The following is a 23414-nucleotide window of genomic DNA, read 5'->3' as shown; positions in this document are numbered from 1 at the left end:
CACGGGCGGGGTTGCCTGTGGATTTCCGGAATTCCCTACATGTAGTACGATTATGCGATGAGTCAACAGAAAGTACGGCCGTGTACTCAGAGAAATTCTTGACGCCCGCAACCCTCCGCGCCGCCCGCGCCATCCTCGGCTGGAGCCAGCAGGAATTGGCCTATGCATCAGGCGTCGGGCGCGTCACCATTGCCGATTACGAGCGAGGCAAATCCCAGCTCCAGAGAGGCAACATCCACCTGCTGGTGCACCACCTGGACATGGCGGGCGTGACGATCCTCACCGAGGGCCAGGGCGGCGTGCTCCTGCGGTCGGACGCGCCTCAACGACGACCTTTCGATGATGATGGCGTCGGCGGGGGCGAGAGGTCGTAGCCAGGGGCGACATCCGTCACCTGAGCCGCCATCGCGGCCGCGACGATCGCGACATGGTCGCCCAGGTCGACGGGTGATGACCCTGTGGGGGATGTCGATGTCACCGCAGCAGCAGCGCGTCGCGTCTCGAAAGGTTGGCGACCCGCGCCACGCAGGGGCTCGGTCGCTGCTACACCCACGAGAGTGATGGCCCCGCTGCCGCGCGACTGACTCCTGGTGCCGTAGCCCGACCGGGTGCGGGCTGCCGCATGGCCAAGCGCCCGGGAGACGTCATCAGCGTTGTAGGTACCCCGGACGCCGAAACGGGCCGATCCTGCCGCACCGGATGTCGCCCGGCTGGTCCCGCCAGCCTCACCTGCCGCCTCCCCAGCCTTGCCGGATCCAGAGCGGCCTCCTGCCCGGGCCGAGGCGGCTGCTCCGGCCTTGGCATCGGCGGCCCAGGCGTGGCGGAAGCTGTAGGGTGTGATGACGTAGGTCAGCCCTGGAAAGACCCGGCGGCTGGTAGCCCGGAGAGCGTCTGACAGACGGCGGGCGTCCCCCACCCTCACGACGAGGATGTCTGTTCCCTCACGGGCCAGTGCCCGCTGCAGACGGGCCACCGCCTCCGCCGATCCTGGCCCGGGCCGCACTGCGAGGCGGCGCCGAGGTTGTCCGCGGGGGGCCTCTCCAGTTACCCTGCGCTGCTTGCCGCCCTCGACCTCAGCCAGCACCGTGCCGTCGGGCGCCAACTGGACACGGACACCCTGCACCAGCTCGCCCGGGCGCACGCCGAGCAGCCACAGGCAGGCCACGGCCAGGCCATAGGGGCCACGCTCCGGAGTGTGGGCCAGCATGCGGCTCCGCCAGTCAGCAGGCAGGGACGCCAACCCGCGCCGCTTGCCCGTCCGGCGTGGGCCTCCCTCCGGCGAAATCCAGCCGACGCCCCCATGGCTGACCGGGCGACAACGCTCCAGCGCGGCGACCACCCAGGCCAGGCCGTCCACCCAGGGCTGGGCCACCGGCTCCGACCACGGATCACCCACCTGCCGCTGGACGTCGCGCCCCAGCGCCACGGCGGTCCGAGCCAGCGCGGCCCGGGCGACATCATGCGCGGGGCGGGAGCGGGCGCCTGCCAGCACGGACTGCCATCCTACCTTCTCGGCCCGGAGCCTGACCTGCTGGTACCGAGCCTCCGTCACCCGGCCGATGGGCCGCGCCTCGATGGGCGACGCCAGTTCCTCGAAGCGAGCCAACAGGCTCCGCCAGGCCGAGGGGTACCCCCCTCCCGCCCAAGGTGTCCCACCACCCCCCTCGATCCCTACCGCCGATTTATCCGCGTCGCCCATGGCCACCTCCGTCGCCCCAACCCGGCGGCCCAAAGCAGGCCGCCTATTGTTCGGACTACGAAAAAGATACGCCACAGGCTTGCAAGAGACAGGAATCACAGAGGGTTGCGGGCTCTGGAGCGATCCCTCACGACCCGTGAAAGGGCGCCCCGACCGTGCAGCCGGATGGCGTTACGCATGGGAGGGTAACGCGTAGCGGGCATCGGGAATCGCTCCACCAGGGTCGTGAATCGCCATCGGCACCGCCGTGAATCGCAATCTCGGAAGCGGTGAATCGCCCAACCCGAGCCAGGTAACGCCCCTCGGCAGCAACCTGCACCGTGTGCGCACCGTAAAGCACCAGGAATTCGCCGTGCCCACACGGGCCGCCGTGCTTGGCTGCGAGGGCGCCGGTGAGGTCTTGGAGGGCGGCGGACGCTCGAACCTGCTGTTCCATGGCCACAGTCTCATCGCCTCGAAGGTCTCCGGGCATCGGACGTCTATGCCCGGGACGGGCTCACGAGATATTTTCGTTGCGTCACATAAATGCGAGGCTACGCCCATCAGGCGAAGGTCTGGGTCGCGAAGACCAAGTGCACGAGCTATATTGTGACGTCACAAAAATGGCAGATCCATGTCTCGACTCCCCTCGACCAAGCCGTCCAAGCATAAGGCCGCGGCTCCCTCCCAGCGCAGCTTGCCGAGACAGCCTGCAGGCGGTTCGATCTCATCCGCGTCAGGCGCGACCGGTCATCTCCCGGCGATCATAGATGAGACGCCGCCCCCCGTCCGGCGTCCCAGGGGGCGACCGCCCAATAACCCAGCCGCGGGTCCGATGTCAGCGGCCAAACGGGCTGCCGCGCTCCGCCAGCGAGAGAAGAACGAGATCAAAAGCCTCATCCTCTGCCTGGAGGAAGCTCTTATGGGTCTTGAGCTGGCAGGCCGCCACGGGCTGATTACGTTTATCTTCCGTGCCGTGCATAGAGACGCCTATGCCGCGTTGCGACGCCATTGGCCCGAAAAGGCAGCCGAGATCAAAGCGCAGACTGCACGATGCCTGCGGCTCGATCATGAGCTGTCTTCGCGAGCGCTTTCTCGCCTACTACAAGAAGGCCGGACCAAGCGGAGCATCCTGTACGACGGCAAGGAGTGGGCGCTGACAGCTGCGGGGGTCGTCACCTGCGATGGCGTTCCAACCGAGTACCGCGTGGCGCGGTTCCCCAGTGCGTCCGTCGTTCTCCACGCAAAGGGATGCTATTACTTGGCCTACCGCACGCATGATCGTGAAGACCACCTCAGGATGGCACTCTTTGACGTGGCCCTGCTGATGACAGAGCGTGGCGAGGGGCCCGGCCGCGTGAAGCTCGACGAACGCAGCACGCACCTGACTCCCATACCGGATGCAAAGTCCTTCAAGCCGCGCTCAACAAAACCGAGTGACCAGAAATGAAGCAGCCAACTGAAGGCCTTGTGCCATGGTCGCCGTCATCCAAACGCCGGAGCGCCGCCCGCACACACACCTTCGGCCGCATCTGTCGTGCTGGGCTGGCATGACCAGGAGATAGCGCTATCGTTCATGTAAACCTTGATCTAGCTTGGCACGCATGAAGCCGGAGGCAACCGCGTGACAGAAACGGAGGCTGACACTTGCCGCCGTTATGTCGTGCCCGCCTTGCAACTCGCGGGTTGGGATACCGATCCCCATTCCATCGCCGAACAGCGCGGCATCACCCATGGCCGCATCGTCCCGGTCGGTCGCGGCTTCCTCCGCAAGCCGCCCAAGCGCGTGGATTTCCTGCTGCGCTATCGCCGCGACTTCCCCCTCGCCGTGGTGGAGGCCAAGGCGCGATACAAGAGCGCCGCTGACGCGGTGCAGCAGGCGCGGCAATATGCCGAGATGCTCGGCCTCAAGTTCGCCTACGCGACGAACGGCCCCGAGATCATCGAGATCGACTACTTCACCGGCGCCGAGACACCCCGCACCTCCTACCCGACCCCAGCGGAGCTCTGGTCCCGCTATCGGGCAGGCGCTGGGCTCGCCGATGATGCTGCGGCCGATCGCCTGCTGGCCCCCTTCAACCATGGCGTCAACAAGGACGAGCGCTACTATCAGCAAAGCGCCATCAACCGGATCGTGGAGGCCATCCTCCAGGGCCAGCGCCGGATGCTGGTCACCCTGGCCACCGGCACAGGCAAGACAACGGTCGCCTTCCAGGTCTGCTGGAAGCTCTGGAACAGCCGCTGGAACCGCGATGGCGCGCATCGCCGACCAAAAATCCTCTACCTGGCCGACCGCAACGTCCTGGTTGACCAGCCAAAGGACGGCATCTTCGCCGCCTTCGGTGATGCCCGCTGCAAGATCGAATCCGGCGAGGTCGTCATGGGCCGCGAAATCTACTTCGCGATCTATCAGGCGCTGGCCGAGGACAGCTCCCGCGAAGGGCTGTTCCGTGCCTACCCGCCCGACTTCTTCGACCTGATCATCGTGGACGAATGCCACCGCGGCAGCGCCCGCGATGACAGCTCCTGGCGGACCATCCTGGAGCACTTCTCGCCCGCCATCCAGCTCGGCATGACCGCCACCCCGCTGCGCGAGGACAATCGCGACAGCTACCGCTACTTCGGCAACCCGATCTACCAGTACAGCCTGCGCCAGGGCATCGATGATGGCTTCCTCGCGCCCTATCGCGTCCATCGGGTCGTCACCGAGTGGGACGCGGCCGGCTGGCGCCCCAGCCAGGGCGACCTCGATCGCTACGGGCGCGAAATCCCGGATGGTGAGTATCGCACCCAGGACTTCGAACGCGTCATCGCCCTGCGCGCCCGCACCCAGGCCATCGCGAAGCATCTGGATGGCTTCCTCCGCAAGACGGATCGCTACGCCAAGACCATCATCTTCTGTGTGGACCAGGAGCATGCGTCCGAGATGCGCCAGGCGCTGGCCGTCCTGAACCGGGACATGGTGGCCCAGCACCCGGACTACATCTGCCGCGTCACCGCCGATGAGGGCGATATCGGCCGTGGCCATCTCAGCCGCTTCCAGGACGTCGAGACGCGCACGCCCACCATCCTCACCACCTCCCAGCTGCTGACGACGGGCGTAGACGCGCCCACCTGCAAGAATGTGGTCCTGGCGCGGATCGTGGGCTCCATGAGCGAGTTCAAGCAGATCATCGGGCGTGGCACGCGCGTGCGGGACGACTACGGCAAGCTCTGGTTCAACATCATCGACTACACCGGCTCCGCCACGCGCCTCTTCGCCGACCCGGCCTTCGATGGCGAACCCGCCCGCCTCACCGAGGAGGAACTGAACGAGGCGGGAGATACCGTCACCGAGACCGAAATCCTCGTGGAAGGCGCGGAGGAGGAGCCCGAACCGGGCGAGGGCGAGATCCTCGAACCACCCGGCGAGGAGCGCCGGAAATTCTACTTCGATGGCGGGCAGGTCGCGGTCGCCGCGCACCTCGTCTATGAGCTCGACCCGTCCGGCGCCCAGCTTCGCGTGGTCCGCTACACCGAATACGCCGCCGAGAGCGTGCGCTCCCTCTACCCGACCTCCCGGGCGCTGCGCGCCGCCTGGATGGACGCCGCGCAGCGTTCCGCCATCGTCCAGCGCCTGGCCGAACGCGGCATCAGCTTCGAGCAGCTGGCCGAGGCAGCCCAGCAACCCGAGGCCGACCCCTTCGACCTGCTTTGCCACCTGGCCTTCAACGCCCCGCTCCGCACGCGGCGCGAACGGGCGCAGCAGCTCCGCACCCGCCAGCCCGACATCTTCACGAGGTTCGGCCCCGAGGGCCGCGCCATCCTGGAGGAGCTGCTGGAGAAATACGCCGCCCATGGCGAGGCGGAATTCGTCCTGCCGGATGTGCTGAAGGTCCCGCCCATCTCGAACCATGGGCAGGTGGCCGATATCATCCGCCTCTTCGGCGGGGCGGATCAGCTGCGCGCCGCCGTCGCGGAACTTCAGGAACAGCTCTATGTCGCGTAAGCCCCGCTCCACCGCCGCCAAGCCCGCTCTGACCACGGCGCAGGCCCTGGGCGCCCTGCTGAAATCCGCGCGCGACATCATGCGCAAGGACAAGGGGCTGAATGGCGACCTCGACCGCCTGCCGCTCCTCACCTGGATCATGTTCCTCAAATTCCTCGATGACCTCGAGCAGCAGCGCGAGCAGGAGGCCGCCTTGGCGGGCGCGCGCTTCCGCCCCGCCATCGAGGCCCCCTATCGCTGGCGCGACTGGGCGGCGAAGCCGCAGGGCATCACGGGCGACGAGCTGCTGGCCTTCATCAACAATGACAAGGTCACCCGCCCCGACGAGACGGAGGGCCCCGGCCTCTTCGCCTATCTCCGGGCTCTGAGCGGCGCCGAGGGCGATGACCGGCGGGACGTGATCGCCACCGTCTTCCGGGGCGTGGATAACCGCATGCGCAGCGGCTACCTGCTGCGCGACGTGATCGACAAGGTGAACGGCCTGCACTTCACCTCCTCGGAGGAGCTGCACACCCTCGGCGCCCTCTATGAATCCATGTTGCGCGAGATGCGCGATGCGGCGGGCGATTCCGGGGAGTTCTATACGCCCCGCGCCGTGGTGCGGCTGATGGTGGAAGTGACCGACCCTCGCCTCGGCGAGACGGTTCTGGACCCCGCCGCGGGCACGGGCGGCTTCCTCGTGGAGGCCTTCTCCCACCTCGCTGGCCAGGTGAAGACGGTGGCCGATCGCCGCGTGCTGCAATCTGCCTCCGTCCTGGGCTGCGAGCCGAAATCGCTGCCCTATCTGCTCTGCCAGATGAACCTGCTGCTGCATGGGCTGGACGCGCCGCGCATTGAGCCGGGCAATGCGCTCCGCCACCGCCTGACCGAGATCGGCGAGCGGGAGCGGGTGGACGTGATCCTCACCAACCCGCCCTTCGGCGGCGAGGAGGAGCGCGGCATCCAAGGCAACTTCCCGGAAGACCGGCAGACGGCGGAAACGGCGCTGCTCTTCCTCCAGCTCATCATGCGGCGGCTGAAGCGGGCGCAGACCCCGGCCGGGCGTCCGGCGCGGGCGGCGGTGGTGGTGCCCAATGGCACGCTCTTCGGCGATGGCGTCTGCGCGCGCATCAAGGCGGACATGCTGGAGCGGTTCAACCTGCACACCATCCTGCGCCTGCCCGAAGGCGTCTTCGCGCCCTACACCGATATCCCCACCAATGTGATCTTCTTCGACACGGCGGGGCCGACGCGGGATGTTTGGTTCTACGAGCAGCCCATGCCCGAGGGGCGGCGGAAATACTCCAAGACGCGGCCGATCCAGTTCGAGGAATTTTCGGACTGCATGGCCTGGTGGGGCCAGCGCGAGGAAGGCCCGCAGGCCTGGAAGGTCAGCGGGCCGGAGCTGATCCGGCGCGATGAGGCGGGCCGCGTGGTGGCGGTGAACCTGGACCTGAAGAACCCGGCCGCGAAGGAGGCGGTGGACCATCGCGCGCCCGCGGAGATCGTCGCCAGCGTCATCGAGAAGGAACGCCAGGTGCTGGCGCTGCTAGAGGAGATCAAGGCCCTGGTCGCTGAGCCGGTGGCGTGACGATGCGTTGGCCGATGGTGCCGTTGAGGGAGGTTTTGAGCCCTGCTGGAGAGCCACATCGCGTCGTGGCGGCACGGAGCTATCCGAACCTCGGGCTGTATAGCTTTGCCCGTGGCTGCTTCGAGAAGCCTCCGATTGACGGCAATCTGACGAGTTCCTCAACTCTATATCGTGTTCGAGCCGGGCAGTTCATCTACAGCCGTTTGTTTGCGTTCGAGGGCGCATATGCGGTGGTGCCAGACGAGTTCGATGGTGCCTTCGTGTCGAATGAGTTTCCTTGCTTCGACGTTCAGCGCGACCGGGTCCTGCCAAACTATCTCCGTTGGATGTTCGCACTGCCGAAAACGTGGACCGACCTGGCTGCGGGCAGCAAGGGCATGGGTGATCGTCGGAAGCGAGTGCACCCTGATAAGCTGCTCGCGTACACGCTCGCTTTGCCCCCGCTCGAAGTGCAACACAGGATCGTGGAGCGGCTGAATGCGGTTGAGGAGCGCGTCGCCGATATCATTTCGTTGCGAGATGAAATTCGCTCCGACCTTTGCGAACTGGTGACTTCGGCTAATAGCCAGTTCGGCGGTGAGTTGATCCGGCTGGGCGACGCGCTGGTGTTGGAAGAGGATCGCGTCCCGATTGCGTCTGGTCGGGGCTATCCGCAGGTCGGTATTCGGGGTTTTGGGGGCGGCTTGTTTACGAAGCCGCCGGTCGGAGCTGGAGATACGACCTACCGTCACTTCAATCGCCTTCATGACGGGCACTTTGTCATGAGCCAGGTGAAGGGCTGGGAGGGCGCTGTGGCTGTCTGCGACGCCGCCTTCGCAGGGATGTACGCCTCCCCCGAGTATCGCACTTTCCGATGTGTGCCCGGGCGGCTGCGCCCGGTCTACTTCTCGCATCTTTGCGCAACGCCGTGGTTTCATCAACAGCTCGCGCAACTCACGCGCGGCCAGGGCGCGCGCCGTGAACGGCTGCGCCCGGAGATGCTTCTCGACCTGCACGTGCCGCTACCGGACGTTGAAACCCAGGCACGCCTGGAAGCCAGCTTCAGTCGAATCCTCCACATCGGGCGTGCACATGACGCGGGTGATCTCGATCGCCTCCTGCCAGCACTCCTGGCCGAAGCCTTCGGCAGCGCCTGAGGCAGGCTCACCCATGAGTTCACCCCGCAGGAAGGCCTTGGTCGAGAAGAGCATCGCCGCATGCTGCGCCGCCATCGAGATCTACAACAAGCCCGTGGTTCCCCATCGCGAGGAGACCTTTGCCATCCTCCTCGTCGCCGCCTGGGAGCTTCTGCTCAAGGCGCGCCTGATCCAGGAGGGCGGGAACCAGCTGAAGGCGATCTATGAGATGGAGGTCGTCCGGCGGAAGGACGGCAAGCCTGGCAAGCGCCAGGCCATCCGCCGCAACCGCGCGGGCAACCCCGTCACCATCGGCATCGCCATAGCCATGGAGCGCGCGCGGTCACTGCCCCTCAGGCCCCTGAACGCCGCCTACTAGGAGAACCTGGAACTCCTGATCGAGGTCCGCAACAACGCCGTGCATTTCGTGAACGAGGACCGCGATCTCGCCACCCGCGTCCATGAGGTGGGAGGACAAGCTCTCGCCAAACAGGTGGCAGCTTGTCGAGCGGATGGCGCACTCATTCCCGCTCAATGTTGAGCCAGCGTCACTGGGATTGCAACCACCAACACCATGGCTCGTCACAATGCCTATGCCACTCAGCCGCCAACTGCCAGCCCATGAGCTGGCAACGGGTGTAAGCTGCGCGGCCGAAGTCGCTAGGGCTCTGATTGGCACCTGACCACGCTCTGCTGCGGCATTGTGGCCTTATCGGACAGGCGGCAATCACCGGTTATCGCGAATCGGCCACCTGTATGGGCGGCAGGTAGATCTGCCCGCCATTGCTGCGGAAATCCTCGCTCTTCTGCGCCATGGCGGCGTCCCGCACCTCCTGGCTGATCTTCATCGAGCAGAATTTCGGGCCGCACATCGAGCAGAAATGCGCGAGCTTGGCACCCTCCGCCGGCAGCGTCTGGTCGTGGAACTTCTCCGCCGTCTCCGGATCGAGGCCCAGGTTGAACTGGTCCCGCCAGCGGAATTCGAACCGCGCGCGGGAGAGCGCGTCATCGCGCAACTGCGCCGCCGGATGCCCCTTGGCGAGGTCCGCCGCATGGGCCGCGATCTTGTAGGTGATCACACCCGTCTTCACGTCATCGCGATCCGGCAGGCCCAAATGCTCCTTGGGTGTGACGTAGCAGAGCATCGCGCAGCCGAACCAGCCGATCATGGCGGCCCCGATGCCACTCGTGATGTGGTCATAGCCCGGCGCGATATCGGTGGTGAGCGGGCCCAGCGTGTAGAAGGGCGCCTCGCCACAGGCTTCCAGCTGCTTCTCCATGTTCACCTTGATCTTGTGCATGGGCACATGGCCCGGGCCCTCGATCATCACCTGGACATCCTGCTGCCAGGCGATCTTGGTCAGCTCGCCCAGCGTCTCCAGCTCCGCGAATTGCGCGGCGTCATTGGCGTCCGCGATGGAGCCGGGGCGCAAGCCATCCCCCAGCGAGAAGCTGACGTCATAGGCCCGCATGATCTCGCAGATCTCGCCGAAATGCTCGTAGAGGAAGCTCTCCTTGTGATGCGCCAGGCACCACTTCGCCATGATCGAGCCGCCGCGCGAGACGATGCCCGTCACGCGCTCGGCCGTGAGGGGCACATAGGCCAGGCGCACGCCGGCATGGATGGTGAAGTAGTCCACGCCCTGCTCCGCCTGCTCGATCAGCGTGTCGCGGAAGATCTCCCAGGTGAGCTCCTCGGCGCGGCCGCCCACCTTTTCCAGCGCCTGGTAGATCGGCACGGTCCCGATCGGCACGGGCGAGTTGCGCAGGATCCATTCGCGCGTGGTGTGGATGTTGCGCCCCGTGCTGAGGTCCATGACATTATCCGCGCCCCAGCGGATCGCCCAGACCAGCTTGTCCACCTCCTCCGCGACACTCGATGACACCGCGGAATTGCCGATATTCGCGTTGATCTTCACGAGAAAATTGCGGCCGATGATCATCGGCTCGCTCTCGGGGTGGTTGATGTTGGCGGGGATGATGGCGCGGCCGCGCGCCACCTCGCTGCGGACGAATTCGGGCGTGACGTGATCGGGGATGCTGGCACCGAAGCTCTCGCCATCGCGCCTCGCATCGAGGGCCGCGGCGCGGCCCAGGTTTTCGCGGATCGCGATATATTCCATCTCGGGCGTGATGATGCCGGCCCGGGCATAGGCAAGCTGCGTCACCGCACGGCCCGCCTTGGCGCGCAACGGCATGCGGCCCGCGCGGTCGAAGAGCGGCACGCGGCGCTCTTCGCCCGGCTTCAGCCCGTCATCCTCGGGCTTCTGCGCGCGGCCCGGGATCGCCTCCACATCACCCCGCGCCATGATCCAGCCCTGGCGATGCGGGGCGAGGCCGCGGGCGATGTCGGTGCGGAGCGTAGCGTCGGTGTAGGGGCCCGAGGTGTCGTAGACGCGCAGCGGCAGCTCGCCCCCCGAGACCGCGATCTCTCGCATGGCCACGCGGATCTCCGGGTGAAGCTGGCCGGCCACATGGATCTTGCGGCTGGCTGGCAGGGGGCCGGTGGTGACGGCAGGGTGCTGGGGCGGCAATGTGTCAGGCATCGTGCACCTCCTTCGGAACGATTGAACGAAGGAAGGTCGCGCCGCGCGCCGAGTGCCCATCCCTTCGCCGGCATGACCCGGATCAGGTTCAAAGGGTCACCGCGTCGCTCGCGGAATCTCAGCCCTGCGGAAAGGGCTCCCCTTGGATGAGGATAGGCTGCGTCTCCGAGGCGAGCTTGTCAAATGCCGCTTTTCGTCAGATGCCCAAGGGCGGAGGAGCACCCGAGATTCGCGGAAGCGCATAAGGCGGAAGTCGTGCGCATCGTTGCGAAGGCCGGCCCTCGCGCTCGCGGCCGGCGGCTTGCTTGTAACATGCCTTCCACACTGCGTGGTGCCGCCATGCGCAGTGGCCGAGTACGGTAGCGCAGGCGATCGAAACAGCGCTGGATTTTTATGCCGCTGCGCGTGTAATTCATCTGTATGGTTGAAGAATGCCCTAACAAAGCCGGTCGCGCTGCCGTGGTAGCAGCAATTGACCAGGTGAAGGCGGCGTGTCGCTCCTTACTTGCCCAAGCGGTGCCTGGAAGCCGAGTCTTCTTGAGGTCAGCGGAACTGCTCGGCGCAGCAGAAGCGTTGAGCCGTGCGCTGGCTTGCGCTGGCGCCGATGAAAGCCAGACGCCTTCCCCTAGATCCACGCACTGCGCCTCGACCTAAGCGTAGCCGTTGCGAAACGCCATCCAGATGACGCCGTGTCACAGATTGACCCGCGATCAGGAAACTGGATCGCTTTTGGTTGGAGTTGTCTGCTGAGATTTCCCTGGCTCGGAGGAGCGGAGAACGGTGAAGGCCTTGAGGTTTACGGAGGCGCAGAAGGCATTCGTGCTGAAGCAGGACGCCGAGGGTCTTCCTGTGGCGGAGGTCTGCCGCAAGCCGTGGTTCAGCCAAGGGACCTATTTCCATTGGAAGAAGAAGTACGACGGGCTGCTGCCGACGGAGATGCGTCGGCTGAAGCAGCTTGAGGACGAGAATTCCAAGCTGAAGAAGATCGTCGCGGATCTGACGCTGGATCGGGAGATGCTGCAGGACGTCATCCGCCGAAAAATCTGAGGCCTGTTCGCAAGCGCAAGCTGGTCGATGGGATACGAGTGGACTGGGACGTATCGATCCGGCGGGCCTGCCGGGCACTGTCCTTCGATACGTCGATGTACCACTCCAAGTCGCGTCGACACGGGCAGGCCGGTTTGGAGGAGCGGATCAAGGCGATCTGCGAGACGCATGTCCGATACGGCTATCGGCGCGTGCATGTGTTGCTGCGACGAGAGGGCTGCATGATCAACCAGAAGCGAACCCGCAGGATCTACAATGAGTTGGGCCTGCAACTGCGGCACAAGGCGCCGAAGCGCAGGGTGAAGGCGAAGCTGCGCGAGGACCGTCGTGACGCTGTGGCGCCGAATGAAACCTGGGCGATGGACTTCGTGCACGATCAGCTGGCGACGGGAGCTCGGCTACGCGTACTGACGGTGGTCGATTTCTTCTCGCGTTATGCGCCTGTGATCGATCCTCGGTTCAGCTACCGCGGCGAGGATGTGGTGCAGACGCTGGAGCGTGTCTGCGCCGGGGCGGGCTATCCGAAAACGATCCGCGTGGATCAGGGATCGGAATTCGTGTCTCGTGATGTCGATCTATGGGCCTACGCGCACGAGGTCACGCTGGATTTCTCGCGGCCGGGCAAGCCGACGGACAATGCCTATATCGAGGCCTTCAACGACCGATTTCGGGCGGAGTGCCTGAACACCCACTGGTTCCTGACGCTTGCCGATGCCCGGGAGAAGATGGTGGCTTGGCGTAGATACTACAACGAGGAGAGACCGCACGGGGCGATCGGCGATAAGGTCCCCTGTGAGCTACAAAATCCCGATGGCGCAACCAGCCCGCCGTCGTGACCAAGCCGGAAAACTCCAACTTCCGGCGGTCCAAACATTGGTCGCGGATCAACGCCCACAAACAGGCCCAACTCGGCGCAAGAAACGCCGCGCACCAATATGCGTCGGCAAGGCTTTCTCACTCGCCGGCACTCAACATCTACATGCCATCATAGGGTGGCTCCATCGATGGTCGTGCAGGGTTGGGCCAGCTTCCGCAGCACGGCAGGGTCCCGGATCACCACGGATGGACCTTGCACAACTACCTCGTATGGCACGAGCGCGGCAAAGGAACGGGACAGCACTTCCGGGGCCATGCCAAGTCGGGCTGCCAAAACCTTTTTGTCGAAGGGCAAATCGAACCGCCCTTTCGAGCCGTTCGCCGCATCATGGGCGAGCAGCCAATTCGCGAGCCGCTCAAGACCAGACCGGAGCTTCTGGTTCTTCAATTCCATGATCAGCCCGCGATAGGCTAACGCAAGACTCTCCGCCACTGACCGTGCAAAGCCAGCATCAGCCGCGAAGGCTTGGCGCACGGCCTCCGCAGGGACCATCAGGATCCGCGCGGCGGTGAGCGCCCGCGCGGATTGCAGGTAGGGTCGGTCGAACAACACAGCGGCGAGGATGAAGCTGTCGCCTGGACCAGAGACGCCGAGCGTCGTCTCCCGATCTCGATGCCCGGAAAACATCTCCACCGTCCCGTCCACGATCACATGCAGGAAATCGGCGGGCTCGCCCGTCTGGATCAGCTCCACATGCGCCGGAAAGCGCTGCAGAAAGGCGCCCCGGAGCATCGCGTCAACCTGCTCAGGATCGTCCACGCCCCGGAAGAACCCGATACGGCGCATCTCTTCCTTGTCCTGACTTCTCACGATGCACCTCCTCTTACCAACCTATCCCAGCCGCGCGGCCTCCGACTTGATAATTATCAAGTCGCGCCCCGGCCCAATCTAGGCTCTTGCTTGACGGAAATCCGCAGAATTCTTGCCCCTTGTACGGTGTGGCTTTGAATCGTCGCGCCGCCTGGCGAGCTTGACCTGAATCAACCTCCGGCGGCCGCCGCAGGGATTTGCTCGCCCCGGATCTGGCGCTGTGCGTCGTAACGAAGGAGGCATGAATGGCCAGCACCGCAACACCTGCCGCCCCACCGGATGGCCCTGACCAGGGTCGTGCCTTGTGGCTCTCAACCATCGCCTTCACCGTCTGCTTCGCCGTCTGGACCATCTTCGCCATCATCGGCGTCCAGATCAAACGCGAGTTGGGGCTGAGTGAAACGCAGTTCGGCCTGCTCGTCGGCACGCCTATCCTGACCGGCTCGCTGATTCGACTGCTTCTCGGGATCTGGTCTGATCAATACGGCGGGCGAATGGTGTTCACCATCACTATGCTCTCCGCCGCCGTGATGACGGCGCTGCTCACCCAGGCCTATGACTATCCGACCTTCCTGCTGGCCGCACTCGGTGTCGGTCTGGCTGGCGGCTCCTTCTCGGTTGGCGTCGCCTATGTGGCGAAGTGGTTCCCGAAGGAGAAGCAGGGCACCGCGCTCGGCATCTTCGGCGCCGGGAATGTGGGCGCCGCCGTCACCAAATTCGCCGCCCCCGTCATCATGGTCGCCTATGGCTGGAAGACCGTCGCGCTGATCTGGGCGGCGGCGCTGCTGGTGATGGCGGTCGTCTTCTTCGTGATGACGAAGGATGACCCGGACCTGGCGCGCCGCCGCGCCATCGGAGCGAAGCCCGAGCCGCTCTCGGCCATGATGGAGCCGCTGAAGAACATCCAGGTCTGGCGCTTCTCGCTCTACTACTTCTTCGTCTTTGGCGCCTTCGTGGCGCTGGCGCTGTGGCTGCCGCGCTACCTCATCGGGGTCTATGGGCTGGATATCGTCACCGCCGGCATGGTGGGTGCGGCCTATTCCATCCCGGCTTCGATCTTCCGTGCCTATGGCGGGCACCTGTCCGACAAGTTCGGCGCGCGGCGGATCATGTACTGGACCTTCGGCGTCTCCGTCGTCTGCACCTTCATCCTTTCCTATCCGCCGACGCAATACGTGGTGCAGGGCATCCGCGGCCCGATGACCTTCAGCATGTCCATGGGCCTCATCGGCTTCATGATCACCACGTTCACGCTGGGCTTCTTCATGAGCCTGGGCAAGGCGGCCGTCTACAAGCACATCCCGGTCTACTACCCCGACCGCGTCGGCGCCGTGGGCGGCGTGGTGGGCCTGGTGGGCGGCCTGGGCGGCTTCGTCCTGCCCATCGCCTTCGGCGCCCTGAATGACCTGACCGGCGTGTGGCAGAGCTGCTTCTGGCTGCTTTTCCTCATCGTCGCGGTCGCGCTGGTCTGGATGCACGTCTCCATCCTGCGGATGGAGCGCGAGGCTGCCGAGCCGGCGGGGCTGCATCAGAACCTGCCCGAACTGCCGGAAATGCAGCCCATCCACACCCCCGCGCAGAAGGGCGCGCTCTCGGCCAAGGGCCCGATCCAGGATTGGCGTCCAGAGGACAAGGTCTTCTGGGAGGGTCCTGGCCGCGCCATCGCGCGCCGCAACCTCTGGATCTCGGTACCCTGCCTCCTGCTCTCCTTCGCGGTCTGGATGGTGTGGTCCGTCGTGGTCGCCAAGCTGCCGAGCGTGGGCTTCGCCTTCACGACGGAGCAGCTCTTCTGGCTGGCTTCTCTACCGGGCCTCTCGGGCGCCACACTGCGCATCGCCTATAGCTTCATGCCGGCGATGTTCGGCGGCCGGCTCTGGACGACGCTCGCCACCTGGTCGCTGCTGATCCCCGCACTCGGCATGGGCTTCGCGGTGCAGGATCCGGCGACCCCCTACTGGATCTTTCTGCTCCTCGCGCTGCTCTGTGGCTTCGGGGGGGGCAACTTCGCCTCCTCCATGGCGAACATCTCCTTCTTCTTCCCGAAGAGCGAGAAAGGCAACGCGCTGGCCATCAATGCGGGCCTCGGCAATCTCGGCGTGAGCGTGGTGCAGTTCGTGGTGCCGCTGGCCATCACGGCGGGCGTCTTCGGCTGGCTCGGCGGTGCGCCGCAGACGGCAACGGTGGCCGGCGTCACCTCGACGCTCTGGCTGCAGAATGCGGGCTTCGTCTTCGTGCCCTTCATCATCGCCTCGGCCTTCGCGGCCTGGTTCGGGATGAACGATATCGCGAGCATGAAGGCCTCCTTCGCAGACCAGGCGGTGATCTTCCGCCGGACCCACAACTGGATCATGTGCTGGCTCTACACCGGCACCTTTGGTTCCTTCATCGGCTTCTCGGCTGCCTTCCCGCTGCTCTCGCGGATCCTCTATCCCGAGGTCAACGCACTGCAATACGCCTTCCTGGGGCCCCTGGTCGGCGCGCTGTCCCGTGCCGTGGCTGGCAAGCCCTGTGACCGGATCGGCGGCGGGCGGATCACCTTCTGGGTCTTCATCGCCATGTCGTTGGGTGTGATGGGCATCCTCTACGCCATCGGCATGAAGGGCGACCCGACTTCCTTCCCGGTCTTCTTCGCGAGCTTCCTCTTCCTCTTTGCCGCGACCGGCGTGGGCAATGCCTCCACCTTCCAGATGATCCCCGCGATCATGCGCAAAGAGGTGGCGCGCCTCGAGCCCGGCCTGACGGGGGCGGAGCGCGTGAAGCAATCCGACAAGGAATCGGCCGCGATCATCGGCTTCACCTCGGCCATCGCCGCCTATGGCGCCTTCTTCATCCCCAAGAGCTTCGGCACCTCCATCGCCATGACCGGTGGCCCGGAGACGGCGCTCTATAGCTTCCTGGGGTTCTACGTGAGCTGCGTCCTCGCGACCTGGTGGTTCTACACGCGCCGCGGCGGCCTGCTGCACGACGTCGAGCGCGGCGGCCACACGGCCCCCGCCGTCTCTCCCGCCCAATGATCCCGACCGAAAACCGAGGCATCACGACATGAGCCATTTTCTTGACCGCCTGACCTTCTTCAAGAAGGTGCAGCAGCCCTTCTCCAACGGCCACGGCATCACCACCAACGAGGATCGCCGCTGGGAGGATGGCTACCGGAAGCGCTGGCAGCACGACAAGATCGTTCGCTCCACGCACGGCGCCAATTGCACCGGCTCCTGCTCCTGGAAGATCTATGTGAAGGGCGGCATCGTCACCTGGGAAACCCAGCAGACGGACTATCCGCGCACGCGCCCCGATCTTCCCAATCATGAGCCGCGCGGCTGCTCGCGCGGCGCCTCCTACAGCTGGTATCTCTACTCGGGCAACCGCGTGAAATACCCGCTGGTGCGCTCGCGGCTCATCAAGCTGTGGCGCGAGGCGCGGGCGATCATGACGCCCGTCGCCGCCTGGGCCTCCATCGTCGAGAATCCGGAGAAGCGGGCCGCCTACACCAGCAAGCGCGGCCATGGCGGCTTCGTCCGTGCCGGCTGGGACGAGGTGCAGGAGATCATCGCCGCCGCCAATGCCTATACGGCCAAGACGCACGGCCCAGACCGCATCTTTGGCTTCTCACCCATCCCGGCCATGTCCATGGTCTCATACGCCGCGGGCAGCCGCTATCTCTCGCTGATCGGCGGCGTCTGCATGTCCTTCTACGACTGGTATTGCGACCTGCCCCCAGCCTCGCCGCAGACCTGGGGCGAGCAGACTGACGTGCCGGAATCGGCCGACTGGTACAATGCGGGCTTCATCATTCTCTGGGGCTCCAACGTGCCGCAGACGCGCACGCCCGACGCGCATTTCTACACCGAGGCGCGCTATCGCGGCATGAAGAGCGCGGTGATCTGCCCCGACTATTCGGAGGCGGCGAAGTTCGGCGACATCTGGCTTTCCGTGAAGCAGGGCACGGATGCGGCGCTGGCGATGGCGATGGGGCATGTGATCCTGAAGGAATATCACGTGGCCCGGCAAGTGCCGTACTTCCGCGACTATCTGCGCCAGTACACCGACATGCCGATGCTGGTGAAGCTTGTGCAGCAAGGCGACCAGCTTGTGCCGGAGCGCTTCATTCGCGCCAGCGATTTCGATCAATCCCTCGGCGAGGCGAACAATCCCGAGTGGAAGACCGTCGCCTTCGACGAGACCACCGGAAACATCGTCGCGCCGCGCGGCACCATCGGCTTTCGCTGGGGCGAGGCAGGCAAGTGGAACCTGGAGGAGAGGGCCTCGGACGGTACGGCCACGAAGCTGCGCCTCTCGCTCGATGGCGTCCAGGACGAGATGGCCGACGTCGCCTTCCCCTACTTCGGCAATATCGAGCATGAGCACTTCACCTCGACGAACCACGCCTCCGTGCTGCATCGCCGCGTGCCGGTAAAGCGCCTAACGCTGGCCGATGGCGAGACGCTGGTGGCCTGTGTGCATGACCTGTTCCTGGCCAATTACGGCGTGGATCGCGGCTTCGGCGGCGACAACATCGCCGCCAGCTATGACGAAGTGGCGCCCTATACGCCGGCTTGGGCCGAGAAGATCACCGGGGTCAGCCGCGACAAGATCATCCAGGTGGCGCGCGAATTCGCGACCAATGCCGAGAAGACCAAAGGCCGCTCGATGATCATCATCGGCGCCGCGATGAACCATTGGTTCCACGCCGACATGAACTACCGCGGCGTGATCAATCTGCTGGTGCTCTGTGGCTGCGTCGGCCAATCCGGTGGCGGCTGGGCGCATTACGTGGGGCAGGAAAAGTTGCGTCCGCAGGCCGGTTGGGCGCCGCTTGCCTTCGCGCTGGATTGGGGCCGTCCGCCACGCCAGCAGAACTCCACCTCGGCCTTCTATGCGCATACCGACCAATGGCGCTACGAAACGATGAATGTGGGCGACATCATCTCCCCAACTGCGCCGAAGGGTCCGTGGGACGGATCGATCATTGACTACAACATCCGCGCTGAGCGGATGGGCTGGCTGCCTTCCGCGCCGCAGTTGCAGACCAACCCGTTGCAGGTCGGCCGTGACGCGGCGGCGGCTGGCATGTCGGCCAAGGACTATGTGGCGAAGGGGCTGAAGGAGGGCACGTTGAAGCTCTCCTGCGAGGACCCGGATAATCCGAAGAACTGGCCGCGCAACATGTTCGTCTGGCGGTCGAACCTGCTCGGGTCCTCCGGCAAGGGGCATGAGTATTTCCTCAAGCATCTGCTGGGCACGACGCATGGCGTGCTGGGCAAGGACCTCGGCGCGCAGGGCAGGGCCAAGGCCACCGAGGCGGTCTGGCATGAGGAGGCGCCGGAAGGAAAGCTGGACCTGCTGGTGACGCTGGACTTTCGTATGTCCACCACCTGCGTCTATTCCGACATCGTGCTGCCCACGGCCACCTGGTACGAGAAGAACGATCTCAATACCTCGGACATGCACCCCTTCATCCACCCGTTGACCGGCGCGGTGGACCCGGCCTGGGAAGCGCGCAGCGACTGGGAGATCTACAAGGGCATCGCGAAGGCCTTCTCGCGCGTGGCGCCCGAGGTTCTCGGCGTCGAGACCGATGTGGTGCTGAACCCCATCAAGCACGACAGCGCGAATGAGATCGCACAGCCCTTCGACCCGCGCGACTGGAAGCGCGGCGAGTGCGAACCGATCCCGGGCCAGACCATGCCCAATGTCTTCGAGGTGAAGCGCGACTATCCCGCCACCTACGAGCGCTTCACGGCACTCGGCCCCCTGATGGACAGCATTGGCAATGGCATCAAGGGCATGGCCTGGAAGACCGGGCATGAAGTCGAACATCTCAAGGCGCTGAACGGCGTCCATGCCGAGGGCGCCAATAAGGGCCTGGCGCGGATCGTCTCGGATATTGATGCGACCGAGGTGATCCTCATGCTCGCGCCCGAGACCAATGGCGAGGTCGCGGTGCACGCCTGGGAAGCGCTCGGCAAGGCGACGGGACTCGACCACACGCACTTGGCGCTGCCCAAGGAAGACGAGAAGATCCGCTTCCGCGACGTGGTGGCGCAGCCGCGCAAGATCATTTCCGCCCCCACCTGGTCCGGGCTGGAGAGCGAGAAGGTCTGCTACAACGCCGGCTACACCAATGTGCATGAGCTGATCCCGTGGCGCACGCTGACCGGGCGGCAGCAGCTCTACCAGGATCATCTCTGGATGCGCGCCTTCGGTGCCGCACTCTGCGTCTATCGGCCACCGGTGGATTTGCGCACGGTCGCCCCGGTGGCGGACATGAAACCCAACGGCCAGAAGCAGGTGGTGCTGAACTTCATCACGCCACACCAGAAATGGGGCATCCACTCCACCTACACCGACAACCTCCTGATGCTCACGCTCTCACGCGGCGGCCCCTGCATCTGGATCAGCGAGGCGGACGCACAGCGCGCCGGGATCGTGGACAATGACTGGGTGGAGGCCTTCAACAGCAATGGCGCGCTCGTCGCCCGCGCCGTCGTCTCCCAGCGCGTCAAGGACGGCATGGTGATGATGTACCACGCGCAGGAGAAGATCGTGAACGTACCGGGCTCGCAGATGACGGGCAACCGCGGCGGCATCCACAACTCGGTCACGCGCATCGTGCTGAACCCGACGCACATGATCGGCGGCTACGCCCAGCAATCCTATGACTTCAACTACTACGGCACTATCGGCACCAACCGCGATGAGTTCGTGGTGGTGCGGAAGATGACGGAGATCGACTGGCTGGAACGCCCCCACGCAGATTCAACGCTGGTCACGGGAGAAGTGGCATGAAAATCCGCGCGCAGATCGCGATGGTGCTGAACCTCGATAAGTGCATCGGCTGTCACACCTGCTCGGTCACCTGCAAGAACGTATGGACCAACCGCGAGGGGATGGAATACGCGTGGTTCAACAACGTCGAGACCAAGCCCGGTATCGGCTATCCCAAGGATTGGGAGGATCAGAAGAAGTGGAAGGGCGGCTGGAAGCGCAGACGCAACGGCAAGATCGTGCCGCGCATCGGCGGCAAGTGGCGCGTGCTGGCGAACATCTTCGCCAACCCGAACATGCCCGAGATCGACGACTACTATGAACCCTTCACTTTCGATTACGAGCACCTGCAGAAGGCGCCGGAGCTGGAGGCCTTTCCCACCGCTCGGCCGCGCAGCCTGATCACCGGCGAGCGGATGGAGAAGATCGAGTGGGGGCCGAACTGGGAGGAGATCCTCGGCGGTGAGTTCGCCAAGCGCTCGAAGGATGTGAATTTCGAGGGCGTGCAGAAGGAAATGTACGGCCAGTTCGAGAACACCTTCATGATGTATCTGCCGCGGCTCTGCGAGCACTGCCTCAACCCTGCCTGCGCCGCGGCCTGCCCGTCGGGCGCCATCTACAAGCGCGAGGAGGATGGCATTGTCCTGATTGACCAGGACAAGTGCCGCGGTTGGCGCATGTGCGTATCGGGCTGCCCCTACAAGAAGATCTATTACAACTGGTCCTCCGGCAAATCCGAGAAGTGCATCTTCTGCTACCCGCGCATCGAGGCGGGGCAGCCCACCGTATGCTCCGAGACCTGCGTGGGGCGCATCCGCTACCTGGGCGTGATGCTCTACGACGCCGACCGCATCGAGGAAGCGGCGAGCGTGGCGGATGAGAAGAACCTCTACGAATCGCAGATGGACATCTTCTGCAATCCGAAGGACCCCAAGGTGATCGCGCAGGCGCGGGCGGATGGCATCAGTGAATCCTGGCTGGAAGCGGCGCGCCACTCGCCGGTCTGGAAGATGGCGATGGAGTGGAAGGTCGCCTTCCCGCTGCATCCCGAATACCGCACGCTGCCGATGGTCTGGTACGTGCCGCCGCTCTCGCCGATCACCGCCGCGGCGGAAGCCGGTCAGATGGGCACGGATGGCAGCATGCCGGATGTACGCTCGCTCCGCATCCCGCTGAAATATCTCGCGAACCTGCTGACGGCGGGTGACGAGGTGCCGGTCGCCAATGGCCTCGAACGTATGTTGGCCATGCGCGCCTATATGCGCGCGAAAACGGTGGATGGCGTGATTGACGAGGTGGTGGCCCGCAAGGCCGGCCTCACCCCCGCGCAGATCGAGGAGATGTACCACGTGATGGCCATCGCTAATTACGAGGACCGATTCGTGATCCCGACGGCGCACCGCGAAGTCACCGAGGACGCTTACGAGATGCGCGGCCATTGCGGGTTCTCCTTCGGCGATGGCTGCGCGCCGAGCGAGCAGGCGGGCAATCTGTTCGGCGGCATCAAGCTCAAGAACGACAAGCCGAAGATGGGGGTTCTGTGATGCGCACGCTCAAGGTTCTCTCGGCGTTGCTCACATATCCCACTGCCGAGCTGATGACGGCCGGCCCCGAGCTCCGCGCCGTGCTGGAGCGCGAGGCCGTGCTGCCCAAGCGCGAACGCTCGGCGGTGGAGGCGCTGATCGCCGATCTCGCCGCGCATGATCTCTACGACGCGCAGGAGCGCTACATCCTGCTGTTCGACCGCACGCGCTCTCTCTCGCTGCACCTGTTCGAGCATGTGCATGGCGAAAGCCGGGATCGTGGCCAGGCCATGGTGGATCTCATCAAGGTCTATGAGGATGGCGGCTTCACGCCCACGACCAAGGAATTGCCGGACTTCCTGCCGCTCTTCCTGGAATATGCGGCCACCCGCGCGCCGGCCGAGGCGCTCGAACTGATCGGCCAGCCAGGCCATGTCTTCGTGGCCCTGCGCGAGCGCCTGGCCCGGCGTTCGTCACCGTATGAGGGGATCTTTGCGGCGCTCACCGCGCTGTCCCGCACGAGGCTGAATGCGGCTGCGCTGGCGGCGTTGCGCGCGGAGGCCGATCCCGAGCCCGACGACCTGGAGGCGCTGGATGCTGCCTGGGAGGAGGAGGAAGTAACCTTCGGTCCGGGCTCGGCCGCCGCTGCCTGCGGCACGGATGTGCTGGCCGCCAGGCTGCGCCAGGCCAACCGACCTGCCCCGGGCATGGAGCCGCCGCCGGGTCAGCGCCCGCGCACCACCATCACCCATCGCAACGCCGGTTGAGGAGTACGCATCATGCGCGACGCCATCTTCCACATCCTCTTCGTCTGGTATCCCTATGTGGCGCTGACGGCCTTTCTGCTCGGCAGCCTGATCCGCTTCGATCGTGAGCAGTATTCCTGGCGCGCAAGCTCCAGCCAGATTCTCCGCAAGCGGCAGCTCGCCTGGGGGTCCAACCTGTTCCACGCCGGCGTGCTGTTCCTGTTCCTCGGCCATGCGGCGGGGCTGCTGACGCCGAAATTCATCTACACGCTGTTCATCACGGTCGAGCAGAAGCAGCTGATCGCCGTCATTGCCGGCGGCATCGCGGGCCTCATCTGCTTCATCGGGCTGACGCTGCTGCTGCATCGCCGGCTCTATGATCCGCGCATCCGCGTTACCTCCACATACATGGATCTCGCAGTGCTGATGATCCTCTGGGTGCAGCTTTCGCTCGGGTTGCTGACGCTGCCCTTCTCGCTCGCGCATTCGGATGGTTCGGCCATGCTGGTGCTGGCGCATTGGGCGCAGGGCATCCTCACCTTGCAGCCGGTTGATGCGAAGACGCTGCAGGGATTGAGCTTCCCCTACCTCGCCCACCTGGTGCTGGGGATGACGATCTTCCTGATCTTCCCCTTCTCGCGCCTCGTGCATGTGTGGTCGGCGCCGGTCTGGTATCTCGGACGGCGCGGCTACCAGGTGGTGCGCAGCCGCCGCCCCATCACCGTGAAGCAGGCGGCGGAGTGAATGCC

General features: G+C 65.0%; 15 protein-coding genes and 1 riboswitch. Of the genes, 12 read left to right on the top strand and 3 right to left on the bottom strand.

Translation table 11 applies throughout. From position 1 onward, the window contains the following. Positions 1–98: 98 nt before the first annotated feature. Positions 99–374 (top strand): helix-turn-helix transcriptional regulator, encoded by a 276-nt coding sequence (locus KTR66_RS22100; RefSeq protein ID WP_213616542.1) that lies wholly within the window; start codon positions 99–101, stop codon positions 372–374. A gap of 2142 nt (positions 375–2516) precedes the next feature. Here KTR66_RS22100 and KTR66_RS22095 read toward each other — a convergent pair. Beyond that, positions 2517–2750, bottom strand: a complete 234-nt coding sequence (locus KTR66_RS22095; RefSeq protein ID WP_213616540.1) for a hypothetical protein — start codon at positions 2748–2750, stop codon at positions 2517–2519. Positions 2751–2939: 189 nt separating this feature from the next. Here KTR66_RS22095 and KTR66_RS22090 point away from each other — a divergent pair, with 189 nt between their 5' ends. From KTR66_RS22090 to KTR66_RS22070, 5 genes are all read left to right on the top strand, one after another. After that, complete coding sequence (locus KTR66_RS22090; protein ID WP_213616538.1) at positions 2940–3128, top strand: hypothetical protein; 189 nt, start codon at positions 2940–2942, stop codon at positions 3126–3128. A gap of 174 nt (positions 3129–3302) precedes the next feature. Further along, positions 3303–5666 carry an EcoAI/FtnUII family type I restriction enzme subunit R gene (gene hsdR / locus KTR66_RS22085; RefSeq protein WP_213616536.1) on the top strand — a complete coding sequence of 788 codons (2364 nt, stop codon included), beginning with the start codon at positions 3303–3305 and terminating at the stop codon, positions 5664–5666. After that, a complete protein-coding gene (locus KTR66_RS22080; RefSeq protein ID WP_213616534.1) occupies positions 5656–7236 on the top strand; it encodes a class I SAM-dependent DNA methyltransferase in 1581 nt (526 codons plus the stop codon). Before hsdR ends, KTR66_RS22080 begins: the two co-directional genes overlap by 11 nt. Then, positions 7233–8372, top strand: a complete 1140-nt coding sequence (locus tag KTR66_RS22075; protein ID WP_213616532.1) for a restriction endonuclease subunit S — start codon at positions 7233–7235, stop codon at positions 8370–8372. The genes KTR66_RS22080 and KTR66_RS22075 overlap by 4 nt, the downstream gene beginning before the upstream one ends. A 13-nt stretch (positions 8373–8385) precedes the next feature. Beyond that, positions 8386–8730: a DUF3644 domain-containing protein gene (locus tag KTR66_RS22070; RefSeq protein ID WP_213616530.1), complete on the top strand. Its 345-nt coding sequence runs from the start codon at positions 8386–8388 to the stop codon at positions 8728–8730. A gap of 355 nt (positions 8731–9085) precedes the next feature. On the opposite strand, the gene thiC is transcribed toward KTR66_RS22070, so the two are convergent. Then, positions 9086–10897 carry a phosphomethylpyrimidine synthase ThiC gene (thiC, locus tag KTR66_RS22065; protein ID WP_213616528.1) on the bottom strand — a complete coding sequence of 604 codons (1812 nt, stop codon included), beginning with the start codon at positions 10895–10897 and terminating at the stop codon, positions 9086–9088. A 42-nt stretch (positions 10898–10939) separates the two neighbouring features. After that, positions 10940–11050: riboswitch (TPP riboswitch) on the bottom strand. A gap of 627 nt (positions 11051–11677) precedes the next feature. Between thiC and KTR66_RS22060 the strand changes: the two genes are divergently transcribed. Beyond that, positions 11678–12780 (top strand): IS3 family transposase gene (locus KTR66_RS22060; protein WP_213616526.1). Its coding sequence is split into 2 segments (ribosomal slippage): positions 11678–11939 and positions 11939–12780, totalling 1104 coding nucleotides; the frame shifts between segments, so codons are not numbered across the junction. Between the two features lie 149 nt (positions 12781–12929). Here KTR66_RS22060 and KTR66_RS22055 read toward each other — a convergent pair. Continuing rightward, complete coding sequence (locus KTR66_RS22055) at positions 12930–13631, bottom strand: cyclic nucleotide-binding domain-containing protein (RefSeq protein WP_213616524.1); 702 nt, start codon at positions 13629–13631, stop codon at positions 12930–12932. Positions 13632–13876: 245 nt separating this feature from the next. Here KTR66_RS22055 and KTR66_RS22050 point away from each other — a divergent pair, with 245 nt between their 5' ends. From KTR66_RS22050 to narI, 5 genes are read left to right on the top strand one after another with little or no spacing between them, the layout of a single operon-like run. Further along, complete coding sequence (locus tag KTR66_RS22050; protein ID WP_213616522.1) at positions 13877–16645, top strand: MFS transporter; 2769 nt, start codon at positions 13877–13879, stop codon at positions 16643–16645. Positions 16646–16673: 28 nt separating this feature from the next. Further along, the gene (locus KTR66_RS22045; RefSeq protein ID WP_213616520.1) at positions 16674–20417 is read left to right on the top strand and encodes a nitrate reductase subunit alpha; all 3744 of its coding nucleotides are present in this window, start codon (positions 16674–16676) and stop codon (positions 20415–20417) included. Continuing rightward, positions 20414–21940, top strand: a complete 1527-nt coding sequence (narH, locus tag KTR66_RS22040) for a nitrate reductase subunit beta (RefSeq protein ID WP_213616518.1) — start codon at positions 20414–20416, stop codon at positions 21938–21940. The genes KTR66_RS22045 and narH overlap by 4 nt, the downstream gene beginning before the upstream one ends. Next, a complete protein-coding gene (narJ, locus tag KTR66_RS22035) occupies positions 21940–22686 on the top strand; it encodes a nitrate reductase molybdenum cofactor assembly chaperone (protein WP_249732349.1) in 747 nt (248 codons plus the stop codon). The genes narH and narJ overlap by 1 nt, the downstream gene beginning before the upstream one ends. 12 nt (positions 22687–22698) lie before the next feature. After that, the gene (gene narI, locus KTR66_RS22030) at positions 22699–23409 is read left to right on the top strand and encodes a respiratory nitrate reductase subunit gamma (protein ID WP_213616514.1); all 711 of its coding nucleotides are present in this window, start codon (positions 22699–22701) and stop codon (positions 23407–23409) included. Positions 23410–23414 lie beyond the last annotated feature (5 nt).

Source organism: Roseococcus sp. SDR (assembly GCF_019083995.1).
GTDB lineage: Bacteria > Pseudomonadota > Alphaproteobacteria > Acetobacterales > Acetobacteraceae > Roseococcus.
This window is presented reverse-complemented; position numbering and strand designations above follow the sequence as displayed.